Origin of the sequence: Diaphorobacter sp. C33, from assembly GCF_030503915.1 — a bacterium.
In the GTDB taxonomy this organism is placed as follows: Bacteria; Pseudomonadota; Gammaproteobacteria; order Burkholderiales; family Burkholderiaceae_C; genus Diaphorobacter; species Diaphorobacter nitroreducens.
In genome coordinates this window covers 101,373-117,068 of record NZ_CP129980.1, presented here as the reverse complement: position 1 = coordinate 117,068, position 15,696 = coordinate 101,373, and the positions used below count along the sequence as shown (strand labels likewise).

Here is a 15,696-nt window from a genome sequence, read left to right as displayed (position 1 = left end):
CCCATGAACGCCCCTTCGGTCAGCGGCCCCTGCCTGGGGGCCGCTTTTCCTTTTCCCGCTGGTGCAGCCTTGCGCCAGCGGTTTTCTCGTTTGTGAACGTCATGGAAAAACGCGTACTTTTCCGCTCGGCGTGGCTGCCCTGGGTGTTGATCGCCCCGCAGTTGCTCATCATCGGCATCTTCTTCTTCCTGCCCGCGGGCCAGGCCATCCTGCAGTCCTTCCAGATGGAAGACGCGTTTGGCATGAGCACCGAGTGGGTGGGGCTGGACAATTTCAAGCAGCTTTTCGACGATCCGTCCTATCTGGAATCCTTCCAGCGCACGGCGTTGTTCTCGGTGCTGGTGGCGGGCATCGGCATCGTGGTGTCGCTGGCGCTGGCCATCTTCGCGGACCGCATCGTGCGCTTTGCCATGGTCTACAAGACCCTGCTCATCGTGCCCTATGCCGTGGCCCCGGTGATCGCGGGCGTGCTGTGGGTGTTCCTGTTCTCGCCCTCCATCGGCGTGGTGACCTACTACCTGGGTGAGCTGGGCTACGGCTGGAACCACATGATGAACGACAACCAGGCCATGACGCTGATCGTCATCGCCTCGGTGTGGAAGCAGATCTCCTACAACTTCCTGTTCTTCCTGGCGGGCCTGCAGTCGATTCCGAAGGCGCTGATCGAGGCGGCCTCCATCGACGGCGCGGGCGCATGGCGGCGCTTCTGGAACATCCAGCTGCCGCTCTTGTCGCCCACCACCTTCTTCCTGCTGGTGATCAACATCGTTTACGCCTTCTTTGACACCTTCGGCATCATCGACGCGGCCACGCAAGGCGGGCCGGGGCAGTCCACGTCCATCCTCGTCTACAAGGTGTACCAGGACGGCTTCAAGGCGCTGGACCTCGGCGGCTCGGCGGCGCAGTCCGTGATCCTGATGCTGATCGTCATCGCGCTCACCGTGGTGCAGTTCCGCTACGTCGAGAAGAAAGTGCAGTACTGACCATGATCGACCGTAACCCCTGGCTCAATTTCATCTCGCACGCCGTGCTGGTCCTCGGCGTGGCCATCGTGGCCTTCCCGCTGTACCTGGCGCTGGTGGCCTCCACCCACACGGCGGATGCCATCGTGCAGTCGCCCATGCCGCTGCTGCCGGGCAGCCACCTGTGGGAGAACTACCAGGCCGCGCTGTTCGGCTCCGGCAAGCTGGGCTCCAACACCAACGTGGTGCACATGATGTGGGTGAGCTTCGTGGTGGCCATGGTCATCACCGTGGGCAAGATCGCCATCTCGCTGCTGTCGGCGTTCGCCATCGTGTACTTCCGCTTCCCGTTCAAGATGCTGTGCTTCTGGGCCATCTTCGTGACGCTGATGCTGCCGGTGGAAGTGCGCATCCTGCCCACCTACAAGGTGGTGGCAGACCTGGGCCTGCTCAACAGCTACGCCGGCCTCACGCTGCCGCTGATCGCCTCGGCCACCGCCACATTCCTGTTCCGCCAGTTCTTCCTGACAGTGCCCGACGAGCTGGTGGAGGCCGCGCGCATCGACGGCGCCGGGCCCATGCGTTTTTTCAAGGACGTGCTGGTACCGCTGTCGCGCACCTCGATCGCGGCGCTGTTCGTGATCCAGTTCATCTACGGCTGGAACCAGTACCTGTGGCCGCTGCTGATGACCACCTCGGAAGACATGTACCCGGTGGTGATCGGCATCAAGCGCATGCTGGCCGGCGGCGAGGCCGCCGTGGACTGGAACATCGTGATGGCCACCGCCATCGTTGCCATGCTGCCGCCGACGGCCGTGGTGATCCTGATGCAGAAGTGGTTCGTCAAGGGCCTGGTCGACACCGAGAAATAAACATCAAAACCGGCTGTAGCGCCCACCCTTCAAGCGCAAACAGCTATTGATTAAATAGCACATATGGCATCCCTTACCCTCACCAACGTCGTCAAGCACTACGGCAGCGGCAAGCAGATCGTGCCCGTGATCCACGGCGTCAACGCCGAGATCCGGGACGGCGAGTTCATCGTCATCGTCGGCCCCTCGGGCTGCGGCAAATCTACCCTGCTGCGCATGGTGGCCGGCCTGGAGGAAATCACCGGCGGCACCATCGCCATCGGCGAGCGCGTGGTCAACAACCTGGAGCCCGCCAGGCGCGACATCGCCATGGTGTTCCAGAACTACGCCCTGTACCCGCACATGAGCGTGTTCGACAACATGGCCTACGGCCTGAAGATCGCCAAGGTGGCCAAGGACGAGATCAAGGCGCGCGTGGACAAGGCCGCCAAGATCCTGGAGCTGGGCCACCTGCTGGAGCGCAAGCCGCGCCAGCTCTCGGGCGGCCAGCGCCAGCGCGTGGCCATGGGCCGCGCCATCGTGCGCCAGCCCCAGGTATTCCTGTTCGACGAGCCGCTGTCCAACCTGGACGCCAAGCTGCGCGCGCAGACCCGTATCGAAATCCAGAAGCTGCACCGCGAACTGGGCATCACCAGCCTGTTCGTGACCCACGACCAGGTGGAGGCCATGACGCTCGCGCAGCGCATGATCGTCATGAACGCCGGCAACATGGAGCAGTTCGGCACGCCCGAGGAGGTCTACCACACACCGGCCTCCACCTTCGTGGCCAGCTTCATCGGCTCGCCGCCGATGAACCTGCTCAACCACGCCCCGGGCGCCCAGACCGGCACCACGTTGGGCATCCGCCCCGAGCACCTGGACATCACCGCCGACGGCGGCTGGGCCGTGCAGGTAGAGACGGTGGAGCTGCTGGGCGCCGAGCGCCTGGTGTATGGCCGCGTGGGCGACGAGCAGCTCATCGTGCGCATCGAGGAAGGCGCCCCCGCGCCACAGCCGGGCGACACCATCCACGTCACGCCGCGCGCCCACCGCCTGCACACCTTCGATGCCGGCACCGGCAAGCGCCTGTAGCACCCGACCGCCTGGAGCACCGCGCATGACGACACCTTCCGCCTGGCCCTACCCCCGCTGGATCGCCCACCGCGGCGCCGGCAAGCTGGCGCCCGAGAACACGCTGGCCGCCTTCCGCCTGGGCGCGCAGCACGGCTACCGCATGTTCGAGTGCGACGCCAAGCTGAGCAGCGACGGCGTGGCCTTCCTGCTGCACGACGCCACGCTGGAGCGCACCACCAACGGCCACGGCACCGCTGGCGATCAGCCCTGGGGCACGCTGGCCCAGCTGGACGCCGGTGCCTGGCATTCGCGCACGTACGCGGGCGAGCCGCTGCCCACGCTGGAGCACCTGGCGCGCTGGTGCATCGCCAACGGCCACTTCCTCAACATCGAGATCAAGCCCACGCCCGGTACCGAAGCCGAAACCGGCCGCGCCGTGGCCGCGCTGGCGGCACGCCTGTGGCACGGCCAGAGCGTGCCACCGCTGCTCACCTCGTTCAAACCGCAGGCGCTGGCCGGCGCGCGCGAGACCGCGCCGCATCTGCCACGCGGCCTGCTGCTGGACCAACTGCATGACGGCTGGCTGGACACTGCGCGCCAGTGGGGCTGCGTGGCCGTGGTCTGCAACCATGCGCTGTGGAGCGCCGCCACCGTGGCCGAGGTACACCTGGCCGGCATGCGCGCCCTGAGCTACACCGTGAACGACGACTGGGCCGCCCAGCGGCTGCTGGCGCTGCACACCGACGGCATCATCACCGACCGCGTGGACCTGTTCAGCCCCGCCGAGGCCTGACGCGGCGCCACCCGTCCACGCCGGCGGGCGGTGCCGGGCACGCCGCTCGCGCTGCCGTCTGGCAAGGCCGGGGCCGCTCGGCAGCGGACAATGCGCGCATGCATTGCCTTCCCCGCACCGGCGCGCGCCCGCTGCGCCGCCGTCTCCCCCCGCAGAGCGCACGCCACCTTTGGCAGTGGTTGGTACTGGCCTGCTGCCTGTGGCTGGGCGGCACGCCCGCCCTTGCCCAGACCCGGCCCGCTGCGGCCCCCGCCTCCGCCGCGGCCAGCGCGGTGGACACGCTGGGTGAGGACAACGCCCCCCTGCCCTCGGTGGACGAACTGCGCAAGCAGCTCGACGCCATTCCCGCAAAGCTCGGCGAGGAGGACGACGGCCGCAAGCTGCTGACCGAGGTGGCCGCCATCGGCACCGCGGCCGAGCGCGTGGTCGCCCAGCGCACCAGCGACCTGGCGGACCTGGACCGCCGCCTGGAAGGCCTGGGCCCCACGCCCGAAAAGGGCGCGCCGGCGGATGCGCCCGACGTGGCCGAGCAGCGCACCGCGCTGAACAAGCAGCGCGGCGTGATCGATGCGGAACTCAAGCTCGCCCGCCTGGTGGCCGTGGATGCCGAGCAGCGCAGCGCGGAGATCGGGCGCCAGCGGCGCGCACTGTTCCAGGCGGCCCTCACGACGCGGGTCGATTCGCCACTGGCCCCCGCCTTCTGGCGCAGCCTGCGCTACGCCGCGCCCGGCGACAGTGCGCGGCTGCAGGCGCTGGGCGCCAACCTGCGCCGCGCCGTGCAGGCCACGCTGGACTCGCCGCGCCGCGGCACCTTCCTGGGTTACCTGGCCCTGGCCGTCGCCCTGGCCGTGGGGGGCACCTGGCTGGCGGAGCGTGTGCTGGTGCGCGCGCTGCCCGCGCGGCTGCCGGCCACCCGGCTGCGGCGCACGCTGCTGGCGGCGGCGGCGGTGGTGGCGAACGTGCTGATCGTCAGCGCTGCGCTGCAACTCGCGTGGAGCGGGGTCAAGCTCGGCGGCGTGCTGGACGAGGACGTGCGCGCGGTGCAGCAGGCCAGCCTGCGTGCCGCGGCCTACGCCACCTTCGTTATCACGCTGGGGCACGCACTGCTGTCGCGCCGGCGCAGCTCCTGGCGGCTGCTGCCCATCTCCGACGCGCTCGCCCGCCGGCTCAGCCCCTTCCCGTGGTGGATCGCGGCACTGTCGGCGCTGGGCGGGCTGGTCACACAGGTCAACGCCATCGTGGGCGCCAGCCTGGCGGCCGAAGTGCTGGTGCACGCCGTGTCCGCGGTGTTGCTGTCGGTGACGGTGGCCGTCGCGCTGGGCCGGCTGCGGGCAACGCCCCAGGCAGCGGACGCGGCCGATGGCGCCACCGACGCGGCGCCCGCGGAGAAGGCGGGCCGCCCCCTCTGGGTGGGGCTGATCCTGGCCAGCGCAGGCCTTGCCGCGGCCGCGGCCGCACTGGCCGTGGTGCTGGGCTTCGTGGCGCTGGGCGGCACGCTGGCGCGGCAGATGGTGTGGTCGGGCGTGGTGTTTGCCACCACCTATCTGCTGATGCAGTTGGTGGACGACCTGTGCGACGCGTTGCTCTCCTCCCACGGCGGCCTGGGCGCGCGCATCCACGCCGCGCTGGCCATCGACGCCCAGTTGCTGGACCAGGCCGCGGTGCTGCTGGCCGGCGTGCTGCGTGTGGCGCTGTTCTTCTACATGGCGATCGCGCTGATGGCGCCGCTGGGCACCAACCCGGACGAGCTGTTCCGCCGCGGCAGCAAGCTGGACCACAGCCTGCAGATCGGCGACTTCACGCTGGCGCCCCAGGCACTGCTCACGGCGCTGGCGGTGATCTGCGCGGGCTTCCTGGCGATACGCATCGTCAAGCGCTGGCTCAGCGACCGCTACTTCCCCCACACATCGCTGGAGCCGGGCATGCGCAGCTCCATCGTCACGCTGCTGGGCTACGTGGGCGGCGTGGTGGTGATCGCCGTGGCGCTGGCGGGCCTGGGCATCAGCGTGGAGCGCATCGCCTGGGTGGCGAGCGCGCTGTCGGTGGGGATCGGCTTCGGCCTGCAGGCCATCGTGCAGAACTTCATCTCGGGCCTGATCCTGCTGGCCGAGCGGCCGGTGAAGGTGGGCGACTGGGTGGTGCTGGGCGACACCGAGGGCGACGTGCGCCGCGTGAACGTGCGCGCCACCGAGATCCAGCTGGGCGACCGCTCCACGGTGATCGTGCCCAACTCGGAATTCATCACCAAGACCGTGCGCAACATGACGCTGGGCAGCGCCCAGGGCCGGGTGCTGCTGCGCCTGCCCGCACCGCTGGACACCGACGCGCGGCGCATGCGCGAGCTGATCCTGCAGGCCTTTCATGCGCACGAGGACATCCTGGAGAGCCCCGCGCCATCGGTGACGCTGGAAGGCATCCAGAGCGGCACGCTCACCTTCCTGGCGATCGGCTACGTGAGCAGCCCGCGCAACGCGGGAGGCGTGCGCAGCGACGTGTTGTTCGCCATTTTGGAGGCGTTGCGCGATGCGGGCCTGTCGCTGTCGCCGCCGGCCACCACCTCGGTGGCGCAGGCGCCGCGCGACGCCGCCCAGGAGGCGCCGCCGCTGTCGGAGCGCGTCTGAACGGCGCCTGATTCGCTCCTGTTTCAATAGCTGCTAGCGCTTATCAGACAAGCGCTACAGGCCAATTTTTCTTCAAACCGACAGCTGCGACCGCACATAGCCCGCCACCACTCCCAGCAACTGGTCCAGGTGCTGCTGCAGCGGTGCAAAGCCGGCGTTGGGCGCACGCGTGTCCTCGTCCATGTACACCGGGCGGCGGATCTCGATCTGCAGGCTGTGGCGCCCCAGGTGCGGCTGGCCGATGCGGCCGATCAGCTCCACGCCCTTGTAGGGCTCGTTCAGCGCCACGCTGTAGCCAAAGCCGCGCAGCTGCTCGGCGATCAGGTGCACGAACTCGGGCGCGCAGGTGGTGCCGTCGCGGTCGCCCAGCACGAAGTCGGCCAGCGGCGGCGCGTCCGTGCGGCCCAGGCGCCGGTACACGTCATTGGGCATCGAATGCAAATTCAGGTGCCACACGCGGCCAAAGCGCTGCACGCTCGCGTCGATCGCCTGCTGCAGCTGCGCATGGTAGGGGCGCCAGTAGCCCTCGATGCGCCGCTGCACCTCGGCCACCGTGCGCGCACGCGCATACAGCGGCGTGGCCACGCCGTCCTTGCTGATCTGCTGCCAGACCAGGCCCAGGCCCTGGCGCGTCTTGGGGCCGGGTGCGAGCGGCACGGGCCACGCGCCGTCGATCTGCGCGGGGTCCAGGTCGTTGTCAGCCCGGTTCACGTCGATGTAAGTGCGCGGGAAGGTCGCGGCGATCAGCGTGGCACCGTGCGCGGGCGCGGTATGCCAGAGGCGGTGCACGTGCGTGTCCTCGCCGCGACGCAGCAGCGCCAGCGGCACGGCGTGGCCGAAATCGTCGGGGTAGGCCGTGCCGCTGTGGGGCGAGTCGCACACCAGCGGCAGCGGCTGCCCCGTGGGTTGCCAGACCTCGACCGGGGTGTCCGGCCGGGGGCTCAGGTCGTCATGCAACGCTGTCAAAGGCGCACCATCAGTCCAGCTTGATGTTGGCGCGCTTGGCCACGGCCGTGTAGCGCGCGATGGCGGCGTCGATCTGCTTGGCAAACTGCTCGGGCGTGTTGGCCATGGACTCGCCGGAGATGCTCTTTTGCTTCTCCAGGTAGTCGGGCTGGGCCATGGCCTTGTGCGCGGCGGCGTTCAGCTTGGCGATGATCTCCTTGGGCGTGCCCGCGGGCGCCACCAGGCCGAACCACCCGCCGTCACCCATGCCGGCGTAGCCCAACTCGGTGTAGGTGGGCACGCCGGGCAGCACGGGGCTGCGCTTCAAGGCCAGCACGGCCAGCGGGCGCAGCTTGCCCGACTGGATGTTGGCCAGCGTGGAGGGCAGGTTGTCCGTCATCGCGTTGACCTGGCCCGCCAGCGCATCGGTCGCGGCCTGGCCCGCGCCCTTGTAGGGGATGTGCAGCAGGTCGATGCCCGCCAGGTTCATGAAGTTCTCGATGTTGGCATGCCCCAGCGAGCCCGTGCCCGGCGAGGCGAAGGTGTACTTGCCGGGGTTGGCCTTGGCCAGCGCCACGAACTCCTGCATGGTCTTGGCGGGCACGCTGGGGTGCACCACGAAGACGCTGGGCACGCTCATCACGTTGGTGATGGGGGCGAAGTCCTTCACCGCGTCATACGGCAGCTTGGCGTAGATGGCGGGGTTGGCGCCGTGGGTGCTCACCGTGGCCATGCCGATGGTGTAGCCGTCCGGTGCCGCCTTGGCGATGGCGTCGGCGCCGATGGAGCCGCCGGCTCCGCCCTTGTTGTCCACCACCACGGCCTTGCCCAGGATGGGGCCCATCTTGTCGGCCAGCAGGCGGGCCACCATGTCGGTGGAGCCGCCGGGCGCGAACGGCACGATCAGCTTGATGGGGCGGTTGGGGTAGTCGCCCGCCTGGGCGTGCGCCAGGGGTGCGAAGGCCGCAGCGGCGGCGCAGGCGGCCAGAGTGGACAGCAGGGTGCGGCGCAGTGCCATGGGGATCTCCTCGGTATTTGAATGAATGGGGGCAGCCCCATTCTTGAGCGCCCCCGCGTTTACGAAAAGCGACAAAATGGCGGCAATCCATTACCAACACTCATCAATCGACCGCCCATGCGCATCCACTCGCCGTCACTGCCCGAACTGCACGCCTTTGCCGTCGCGGCGCGGCTGGGCAGCTTCTCGCAGGCGGCCGATGAACTCAGCGTGACCCAGGGCGCCATCAGCCGCGCCATCGCCCGGCTGGAGGAGCACCTGGGCGTGGCGCTGTTCGCGCGCGAGGGCCGGCGCAGCGTGCTCACGCGCGCGGGGGCCGACTACCTGCAGGCCGTGGGCCCGTCGATCGCCACCATCGAATCCGCCACGCTGGCCGTGCGCACGCGGCGTAACCCGCGCCAGTTGCGCCTGTCGGTGGCGCCCACGCTGTTCAGCCACTGGCTGATCCCGCGCCTGCCCGATTTCCACGCGCGCCACCCCGGCATCGCACTGTCGTTCGCACCCTACCGGCGCGACGACCCTTTGAGCGCGCCCGAGATCGATGCCTGGATCCGCGTGGGCCGCGCCGACTGGCCTGCGGGCATCGCGGCCGACTACCTGGTGGGGCGCGAGCTGGTACCCATCTGCCGCCCGGCCGATCTACAGGGGCCCCAGGCCATCCGCGCACCGGCCGACCTGCTCGCGCGGCCGCTGCTGTTCCACACGAACTACCCGGACAACTGGGCGCACTGGTTCGCCGGTGTGGGCTGTGTCCACGGGCCGCTCACGCCGGCGGCGGACTTCGAGCTGGTGTCGCTGCTGGTGCAGGCGGTGATCGCCGGCCTGGGCGTGGCGGTGGTGCAGCGCGCGCTGGTGGAGCCGGAGCTGGCCGCCGGGCGCATTGCCATCGCCATCGACCACCCCGTGCTGCTGGACCGCGGCTACCACCTGTGCATTCCGACGGGGCGCGCGCCCAATCCGGCCCTGGACGACCTGCGCGGCTGGCTGCTGGCGCAGGCGTGCGGACAGGGCGGGAGTTGAATCAGCCGCGCCAGGCGCGCAGCAGCAACCACTGACTGGTGGCGCAGGCCGCCGCCAAGCCGGCGTAGGTGGCCATGCGGCCGTCGCGCCCCAGCAGCACCAACCCCGCCACGAGGACGCAACACCCCACTACAAAGTTGATAGCTATTGGCGCAATCCAGCCGTGCGCTCTGGCCAGTTTTCGCATAAAGACGTGGCTGCATGCCACCAGCAGCACGGCGACCGCCAGCGCGGGTGCGGTGAAGTTCAGCAGATGGTTGAGGGCGAGCAGCAGGTCCATGGAGTCATGATGCAGATCAAGCCATTGGCGCGGTGGCCTGCCTGAGTGCGCGGCGGATTTTATAATCCCACCCCATGGCAGTCTGGGCCCTCGGCATCAACCACCACACCGCTCCGCTCGATCTGCGGGGCCGGTTCGCGTTCGCCCTGGACCAGATCGCGCCCACGCTGCACGGGCTGCGCGATTCGCTGTCCAGCGCCTCGGGCCGCCACCCGGGCGTGGAGACGGCCATCATCTCCACCTGCAACCGCACCGAGATCTACTGCGCAGCCGAGGCCCCGGCGCTGGACCACACGCTGGACTGGCTGGCCCACAGCGGCGGCGTGAGCCCCGCGCTGCTGCGTTCGCACTCCTACAGCCTGGAAAACGGCCTCGTCGCCCGCCACGCCTTCCGCGTGGCCAGCGGGCTTGATTCCATGGTGCTGGGCGAGGCCCAGATCCTCGGCCAGATGAAGGACGCCGTGCGCGCCGCTGAAGGCGCAGGAGCGCTCGGCACCACGCTCAACCAGCTCTTTCAGCGCAGCTTTGCCGTGGCCAAGGAGGTGCGTACCAGCACCGACATCGGCGCGCACAGCATCAGCATGGCCGCCGCGGCCGTGCGGCTGGCCGGCCAGTTGTTCGAAGACCTGACGAAGATCCGCGTGCTGTTCGTGGGCGCGGGCGAGATGATCGAGCTGTGCACCACGCACTTCGCGGCCAAGACGCCCCAGCAGATCACGATCGCCAACCGCACGCTGGAGCGCGGCGAAAAGCTCGCCACGCGCTTTGGCGGCGAGGTCATGCGCCTGGCCGACCTGCCCGATCACCTGCACGAGTTCGACGCGGTCATCAGCTGCACCGCGAGCACGCTGCCCATCATTGGCCTGGGCGCCGTGGAGCGCGCGCTGAAAAAGCGCCGCCACCGTCCCATCTTCATGGTGGACCTGGCCGTGCCGCGCGACATCGAGCCCGAGGTCAAGCAGCTCGAAGACGTGTACCTGTACACCGTGGACGACCTGGCCAGCGTGGTACAGACGGCACAGGCGCATCGCCAGGCCGCCGTGGCGCAGGCCGAGGCCATCATCGACGCGGGCGTGCAGAGCTTCGTGCACTGGATGGAGCTGCGCAGCCCCGCCGCGCAGAACGGCGGCGTGGTGCCGCTGATCCAGCAACTCAACTCCCAGGCCGACGAATGGCGCGCCCTGGAGATCGCCCGCGCCAAGAAGCGCCTGGCCAAGGGCGAGGACATCGAGACCGTGCTTGAGGCGCTGTCGCGCGGCCTCACGCAAAAGATGCTGCACGGCACCATGGCCGAGCTGCGCGCGGGCGATGCCGAAGCGCGCGCCCAGACCGCACAGGCCGTCTCGCGCCTGTTCCTGCGCTCGCACAGCAAAAACGGGCTGTAGCGGCGCTCGCTCGCGCACCCCTGATTTCATAAGCCCCATCGGCCTACCGCGCTTACCAGACAAGCGCAAGCAGCTACCAAACTGGTAGCAAAACCCTTCTTTCACACCCCTTGATGAAACCCTTTCTCCGCAGCCAGCTGGAACGCTACGCGCAACGCCTGCAGGAACTCGACTTCTTGCTCTCGCGCGAAGACATCATGGCGGACATGCAGCAGTACCGCAGCATCTCGCGCGAGCACGCCGAGGTCACCCAGGTCGCGGGCCGCTACGCCCGCTACCAGCAGCGCGAGGCCGACCTGGCCGGCGCGCGGGAGATGCTGCAAGACCCCGACATGGCCGAGATGGCGCAGGAGGAAATCCACGCCGCAGAGACCGAACTGGTGCAGTTGGAGGACGAGCTGCAGCGCCTGCTGCTGCCCAAAGACCCCGACGACGAGCGCAACGCCTTCATCGAAATCCGCGCTGGCACGGGCGGCGACGAATCCGCCCTGTTCGCGGGCGACCTGGCGCGCATGTACACGCGCTACGCCGCCACCGTGGGCTGGAAGGTCGAGGTCATGAGCGCCAACGAGAGCGAGATCGGCGGCTACAAGGAAGTGGTGCTGCGCATCGAGGGCCAGCCCGGTACGGGCCCTTCCGGTAGCGGTGTGTACGGCGCACTCAAGTTCGAATCCGGAGGCCACCGCGTGCAGCGCGTGCCCGCCACCGAGACGCAGGGCCGCATCCACACCAGCGCCTGCACCGTGGCGGTGATGCCCGAGCCCGACGAGCACCAGGCCATCACGCTGAACCCGGCGGACCTGCGCATCGACACCTTCCGCGCCAGCGGCGCGGGCGGCCAGCACATCAACAAGACCGACTCGGCCGTGCGCGTGGTGCACCTTCCCACCGGCATCGTGGCCGAATGCCAGGACGGGCGCAGCCAGCACAGCAACAAGGCCAAGGCGCTGCAGGTGCTGCAGGCGCGCATCCAGGAAAAGGAACGCAGCGAGCGCGCCGCCAAGGAGGCCGCGCTGCGCAAGGGGCTGATCGGCAGCGGCGACCGCAGCGACCGCATCCGCACCTACAACTTTCCGCAGGGGCGCCTCACCGACCACCGCATCAACCTCACGCTGTACAAGCTGCTGGCCATCATGGAAGGTGACCTGGGCGAGGTGCTGCAGGCCCTGCAGCATGCGCGTGAAGCCGAACTGCTGGCCGAACTGGGTTTGGAGTGATTTTGGACTCTAGCGCCCACACAGCAAGCGCCAACAGCTATCCATAGAGAAGCACCTATGCCTTCAATCACGCTGGCCCAGGCGTTGGCCCAGGCCCAAGCCGCAGGGCTGGGGCGCATCGACGCGCAGATGCTGCTGCTGCATGTGCTGGGGCGCGCGCCGACCGACCGCGCCTGGCTGCTGGCGCACGACGGCGACACGCTGCCCGCGGCGGCCATGGAACAGTACGCCGCGCTGCGCGCGCGCCGGGCCAAGGGAGAACCCGTGGCCTACCTTCTTGGGCGCAAAGAGTTCTGGGGCCTGCCGCTGTCCGTGGACGCGCGCGTGCTGGACCCGCGCCCGGACACCGAGACACTGGTGGCGTGGGCGCTGGAGGTGCTGGCCACGCGCGCCGCGCCGCGCGTGGCCGATCTGGGCACCGGCAGCGGGGCCATCGCCCTGGCGCTGCAGCATGAGCGCCCCGATGCCCAGGTGCTGGCCGTGGACGCCAGCGCCGGCGCGCTGGCCGTCGCCCGCGCCAATGCCGGGCAGTTGGGCCTGCCCGTGCGCTTCATCCAAGGCAACTGGCTGCATGGGGTGGATGGTCCGTTCGATGCCATCGTCAGCAATCCGCCCTACATCCCCGCGCAGGACCCGCACCTGGCCGCGCTCACCCATGAGCCGCTGTCCGCGCTGGCCAGCGGCGCCGACGGCCTGGAGGACATCCGCACCATCGTGGCGCAGGCGCCTGCGCGGCTGGCGCCCGGCGGCTGGCTGCTGCTGGAGCATGGGTGGGACCAGGCCGAGGCCGTGCAAACACTGCTGCGCGACGCAGGCTTTGACCAGGTGCAAAGCCGCCACGATCTGGCCGGCATAGCCCGATGCTCCGGCGGGTCAATGCCCGGCGGCGCCCCGCAGTGAAATAATCCCCCCATCGCCGCCCTGCCCCAGGGCGCCCCCCTTCAGGAGAACCCCATGAGCGACGTCCAGCAACGCATCGACCAACTGGTCAAGACCAACGACATTCTGCTGTTCATGAAAGGCAACGCCAGCTTTCCGATGTGCGGCTTCTCGGGCCGCGCCGTGCAGATCCTCAAGGCCTGCGGCGTGGACCCCAAGAATATCGCCACCGTGAACGTGCTGGATGACCAGGAAATCCGCCAGGGCATCAAGGACTACAGCCACTGGCCCACCATCCCCCAGCTCTACGTGAAGGGCGAGTTCATCGGTGGCTCGGACATCATGATGGAGATGTACGAGTCCGGTGAACTGCAGCAGGTGCTGGGCACCGGCGACGCCGCCTGAAGCGCCGCGTCCTGCCGCCAATGGACCAACCGCCCTCTTCGGGCGGTTTTTTTATGTCCGCCGGCGCGCGCAGCGCCCCGCCACGCGGGCCCGCTACACTTGGCGGCACCTGGCCCCGTGTCTGCGTGCTTGGCACACCCCGCTGCACGACAGGCGCGCGGCATTGCATCCTCGCTCCATGCCTTTGTCCGAAAGCCTGATCGTCATCACCGCCCTCATCGGGGCCAGTGCCTTCTTCTCGCTGGCCGAGATTTCCCTTGCGGCATCGCGCCGCCTGCGGCTGCGCCAACTGGCCGACGAGGGGGACCACCGCGCCGACCGCGTGCTGCGGCTGCAGGAAAACCCGGGCGACTATTTCACCGCCGTACAGATCGGCCAGAACGCCGTGGCCGTGCTGGGCGGCATCGTGGGCGAAGGCACCTTGAGCCCGCACTTCTCCGGCTTCTTCGGTATGTGGCTGGGCGCCTCGCATGCGCAGACGGCGGGTTTCCTGCTGTCATTCACCGTCATCACGTCGCTGTTCATCCTGTTTGCCGACCTGTTCCCCAAACGCATGGGCATGGCGGAGCCCGAGCGCCTGGCGCTGCGCGTGGTGGCGCCCATGCAGGCCACCATGGCACTGTTGCGGCCCGTGGTATGGCTGTACAGCCGCTGCGCGGACCTGCTGTTCCGCGTGCTGGGCATGAACGCGCTGCGCGACGACCGCGTCACCTCCGATGACATCCTGGCCATGATGGAAGCTGGCGCACGCGCCGGCGTGCTGGCCGCGCGCGAGCAGCAGGTGATCGAGAACGTGTTCGAGCTGGACACGCGCAGCGTGGCGAGCAGCATGTCGCCGCGCGACCGCGTGGCTTATTTCCTGCGCGACGATCCCGACACGGTGATCCGCGCACGCATTGCGGCCGAGCCGTTTTCCACCTACCCCGTGTGCGAAGGCGACATCGACCACGTGGTCGGCTACGTGGACGCCAAGGACCTGTTCCAGCGCGTGCTGAACAACCAGCCCATCTCGCTGGCCGACGAGGGCCTGGTACGCAAGGTGCTCATCGTGCCGGACCGGCTGTCGCTGGCCGAAGTGCTGGAGCAGTTCCGCCAGGTGCATGAGGACTTCGCCGTCATCGTCAACGAATACAGCCTGGTCGTGGGCGTGGTCACACTCAACGATGTGATGAGCACGGTGATGGGTGACCTGGTGGGCCCGGCGGATGAGGAGCAGATCGTGCGTCGCGACGAGAATTCCTGGCTCATCGACGGCACCACGCCCGTGTCCGACGTGCTGCACGCCCTGGGCCTGGACGAGCTGCCGCACGCCGATGAGTACGAGACCCTGGCGGGCTTTCTGATGGTGATGCTGCGCCGGGTGCCGCGCCGCACCGACAGCGTGACCTTCGGGGGCTACAAGTTCGAAGTGCTGGACGTGGACAGCTATCGCATCGACCAGGTGATGGTGTCAAGGCTGGAAGGCGCGTCCAAACCAGTGCTGCCCGTTGAATAAGGGGCGGCGCTGCTGACAAGGGCAGCACCAGCCGGCGTGTGTGGCCATCCGCAAGACGCGGTATGGCACGCTGGCCGACGGCAGATCAGGCGTCCGAAGTACGTTCCTGGAAGAACCAGTTGCGCTGCGCTGCGAACACGGCGCTCGGATACGGCGCCTTGCCCCGGCTGCCGTTGTAGCGGCCCAGCGCCATGTACAGGTCGCCCCGCTCGCGGTCGAGGTAGTGGCGCAGGATCACGCAGCCAAAGCGCAGGTTGGTCTGCATGTGGAACAGCTTGCCCGGGTCGCCGTCACCGATCACGCGGGTCCAGAATGGCATCACCTGCATATAGCCGCGCGCGCCCACCGGAGAGACGGCGAACTTGCGAAATGCGCTCTCCACCTGGATCAGACCCATGACCAGGGACACATCCAGCCCCGAGCGCTTGGACTCGTACCACACCGTCTGCAGGAAGTCGCGGCGCACTTCCCATTCGGGCTTGCGCCGGCGCAGGCGGTCGCTCATGGTGCCAAGCCAGCGCAGATACAGCAGGCGTGCCTCGGTGGAGGCAAACAGCGGCTCGGGCGGTGCCAGGTCTGCCACGGCGGAGCTGAGCGCGGTGCGCACGGAATCGATCAACGGCTCCTCCAGCTGGCTCCCCGCATGCGCAGGTGCAGCCACGCCCAGCCATGCAGCCGGCCCCGCCGCCAGCGAAGCCAGGCAGGCGCGGCGCGACAGCCGGCCCTGCCGTTCGTCGGTCATTGGACCACC

Annotated in this window: 15 protein-coding genes; 11 read left to right on the top strand and 4 right to left on the bottom strand. The window is 68.8% G+C overall.

Annotated elements, in window-relative coordinates; genetic code table 11:
• Positions 1-101: 101 nt before the first annotated feature.
• The 5 genes from ugpA (at position 102) to QY917_RS00560 (ending at position 6,301) form a co-directional block, all read left to right on the top strand.
• Entirely contained in the window at positions 102-983 is an 882-nt protein-coding gene (ugpA, locus tag QY917_RS00580; RefSeq protein WP_012655769.1) for a sn-glycerol-3-phosphate ABC transporter permease UgpA, read from the top strand.
• Between the two features lie 2 nt (positions 984-985).
• Complete coding sequence (gene ugpE / locus QY917_RS00575; RefSeq protein WP_011804304.1) at positions 986-1,834, top strand: sn-glycerol-3-phosphate ABC transporter permease UgpE; 849 nt, start codon at positions 986-988, stop codon at positions 1,832-1,834.
• 63 nt (positions 1,835-1,897) lie between these two features.
• Positions 1,898-2,905 (top strand): sn-glycerol-3-phosphate import ATP-binding protein UgpC, encoded by a 1,008-nt coding sequence (locus tag QY917_RS00570; protein ID WP_123675063.1) that lies wholly within the window; start codon positions 1,898-1,900, stop codon positions 2,903-2,905.
• Positions 2,906-2,930: 25 nt separating this feature from the next.
• A complete protein-coding gene (gene ugpQ / locus QY917_RS00565) occupies positions 2,931-3,680 on the top strand; it encodes a glycerophosphodiester phosphodiesterase (RefSeq protein WP_011804302.1) in 750 nt (249 codons plus the stop codon).
• 98 nt (positions 3,681-3,778) lie between these two features.
• Positions 3,779-6,301: a DUF3772 domain-containing protein gene (locus QY917_RS00560; RefSeq protein WP_123675062.1), complete on the top strand. Its 2,523-nt coding sequence runs from the start codon at positions 3,779-3,781 to the stop codon at positions 6,299-6,301.
• 72 nt (positions 6,302-6,373) lie between these two features.
• Here QY917_RS00560 and QY917_RS00555 read toward each other — a convergent pair whose 3' ends face one another.
• Positions 6,374-7,267: an N-formylglutamate amidohydrolase gene (locus QY917_RS00555; RefSeq protein ID WP_103737787.1), complete on the bottom strand. Its 894-nt coding sequence runs from the start codon at positions 7,265-7,267 to the stop codon at positions 6,374-6,376.
• Between the two features lie 10 nt (positions 7,268-7,277).
• Positions 7,278-8,264 (bottom strand): tripartite tricarboxylate transporter substrate binding protein BugE, encoded by a 987-nt coding sequence (locus tag QY917_RS00550; protein ID WP_123675061.1) that lies wholly within the window; start codon positions 8,262-8,264, stop codon positions 7,278-7,280.
• 117 nt (positions 8,265-8,381) lie between these two features.
• Between QY917_RS00550 and QY917_RS00545 the strand changes: the two genes are divergently transcribed.
• Positions 8,382-9,284, top strand: a complete 903-nt coding sequence (locus QY917_RS00545) for a LysR substrate-binding domain-containing protein (protein WP_123675060.1) — start codon at positions 8,382-8,384, stop codon at positions 9,282-9,284.
• Between the two features lies 1 nt (position 9,285).
• Here the strand turns inward: QY917_RS00545 and QY917_RS00540 are convergent, their stop codons facing one another.
• Positions 9,286-9,564 (bottom strand): hypothetical protein, encoded by a 279-nt coding sequence (locus QY917_RS00540; RefSeq protein ID WP_012655762.1) that lies wholly within the window; start codon positions 9,562-9,564, stop codon positions 9,286-9,288.
• Positions 9,565-9,638: 74 nt separating this feature from the next.
• On the opposite strand from QY917_RS00540, the gene hemA reads away from it, so the two are divergent.
• From hemA to QY917_RS00515, 5 genes are all read left to right on the top strand, one after another.
• Positions 9,639-10,949, top strand: coding sequence for a glutamyl-tRNA reductase (hemA, locus tag QY917_RS00535; RefSeq protein ID WP_012655761.1), 1,311 nt, complete (start codon positions 9,639-9,641; stop codon positions 10,947-10,949).
• 113 nt (positions 10,950-11,062) lie between these two features.
• Positions 11,063-12,166: a peptide chain release factor 1 gene (prfA, locus tag QY917_RS00530; protein ID WP_123675059.1), complete on the top strand. Its 1,104-nt coding sequence runs from the start codon at positions 11,063-11,065 to the stop codon at positions 12,164-12,166.
• A 57-nt stretch (positions 12,167-12,223) separates the two neighbouring features.
• Entirely contained in the window at positions 12,224-13,066 is an 843-nt protein-coding gene (gene prmC / locus QY917_RS00525) for a peptide chain release factor N(5)-glutamine methyltransferase (RefSeq protein ID WP_123675058.1), read from the top strand.
• A 54-nt stretch (positions 13,067-13,120) separates the two neighbouring features.
• The gene (gene grxD, locus QY917_RS00520; protein WP_011804293.1) at positions 13,121-13,450 is read left to right on the top strand and encodes a Grx4 family monothiol glutaredoxin; all 330 of its coding nucleotides are present in this window, start codon (positions 13,121-13,123) and stop codon (positions 13,448-13,450) included.
• 178 nt (positions 13,451-13,628) lie between these two features.
• Complete coding sequence (locus QY917_RS00515) at positions 13,629-14,945, top strand: hemolysin family protein (RefSeq protein ID WP_047349970.1); 1,317 nt, start codon at positions 13,629-13,631, stop codon at positions 14,943-14,945.
• 85 nt (positions 14,946-15,030) lie between these two features.
• Here the strand turns inward: QY917_RS00515 and QY917_RS00510 are convergent, their stop codons facing one another.
• On the bottom strand, positions 15,031-15,687 hold the full coding sequence (locus tag QY917_RS00510) for a lytic transglycosylase domain-containing protein (RefSeq protein ID WP_123675057.1): 657 nt from the start codon (positions 15,685-15,687) through the stop codon (positions 15,031-15,033).
• Positions 15,688-15,696: the final 9 nt, after the last annotated feature.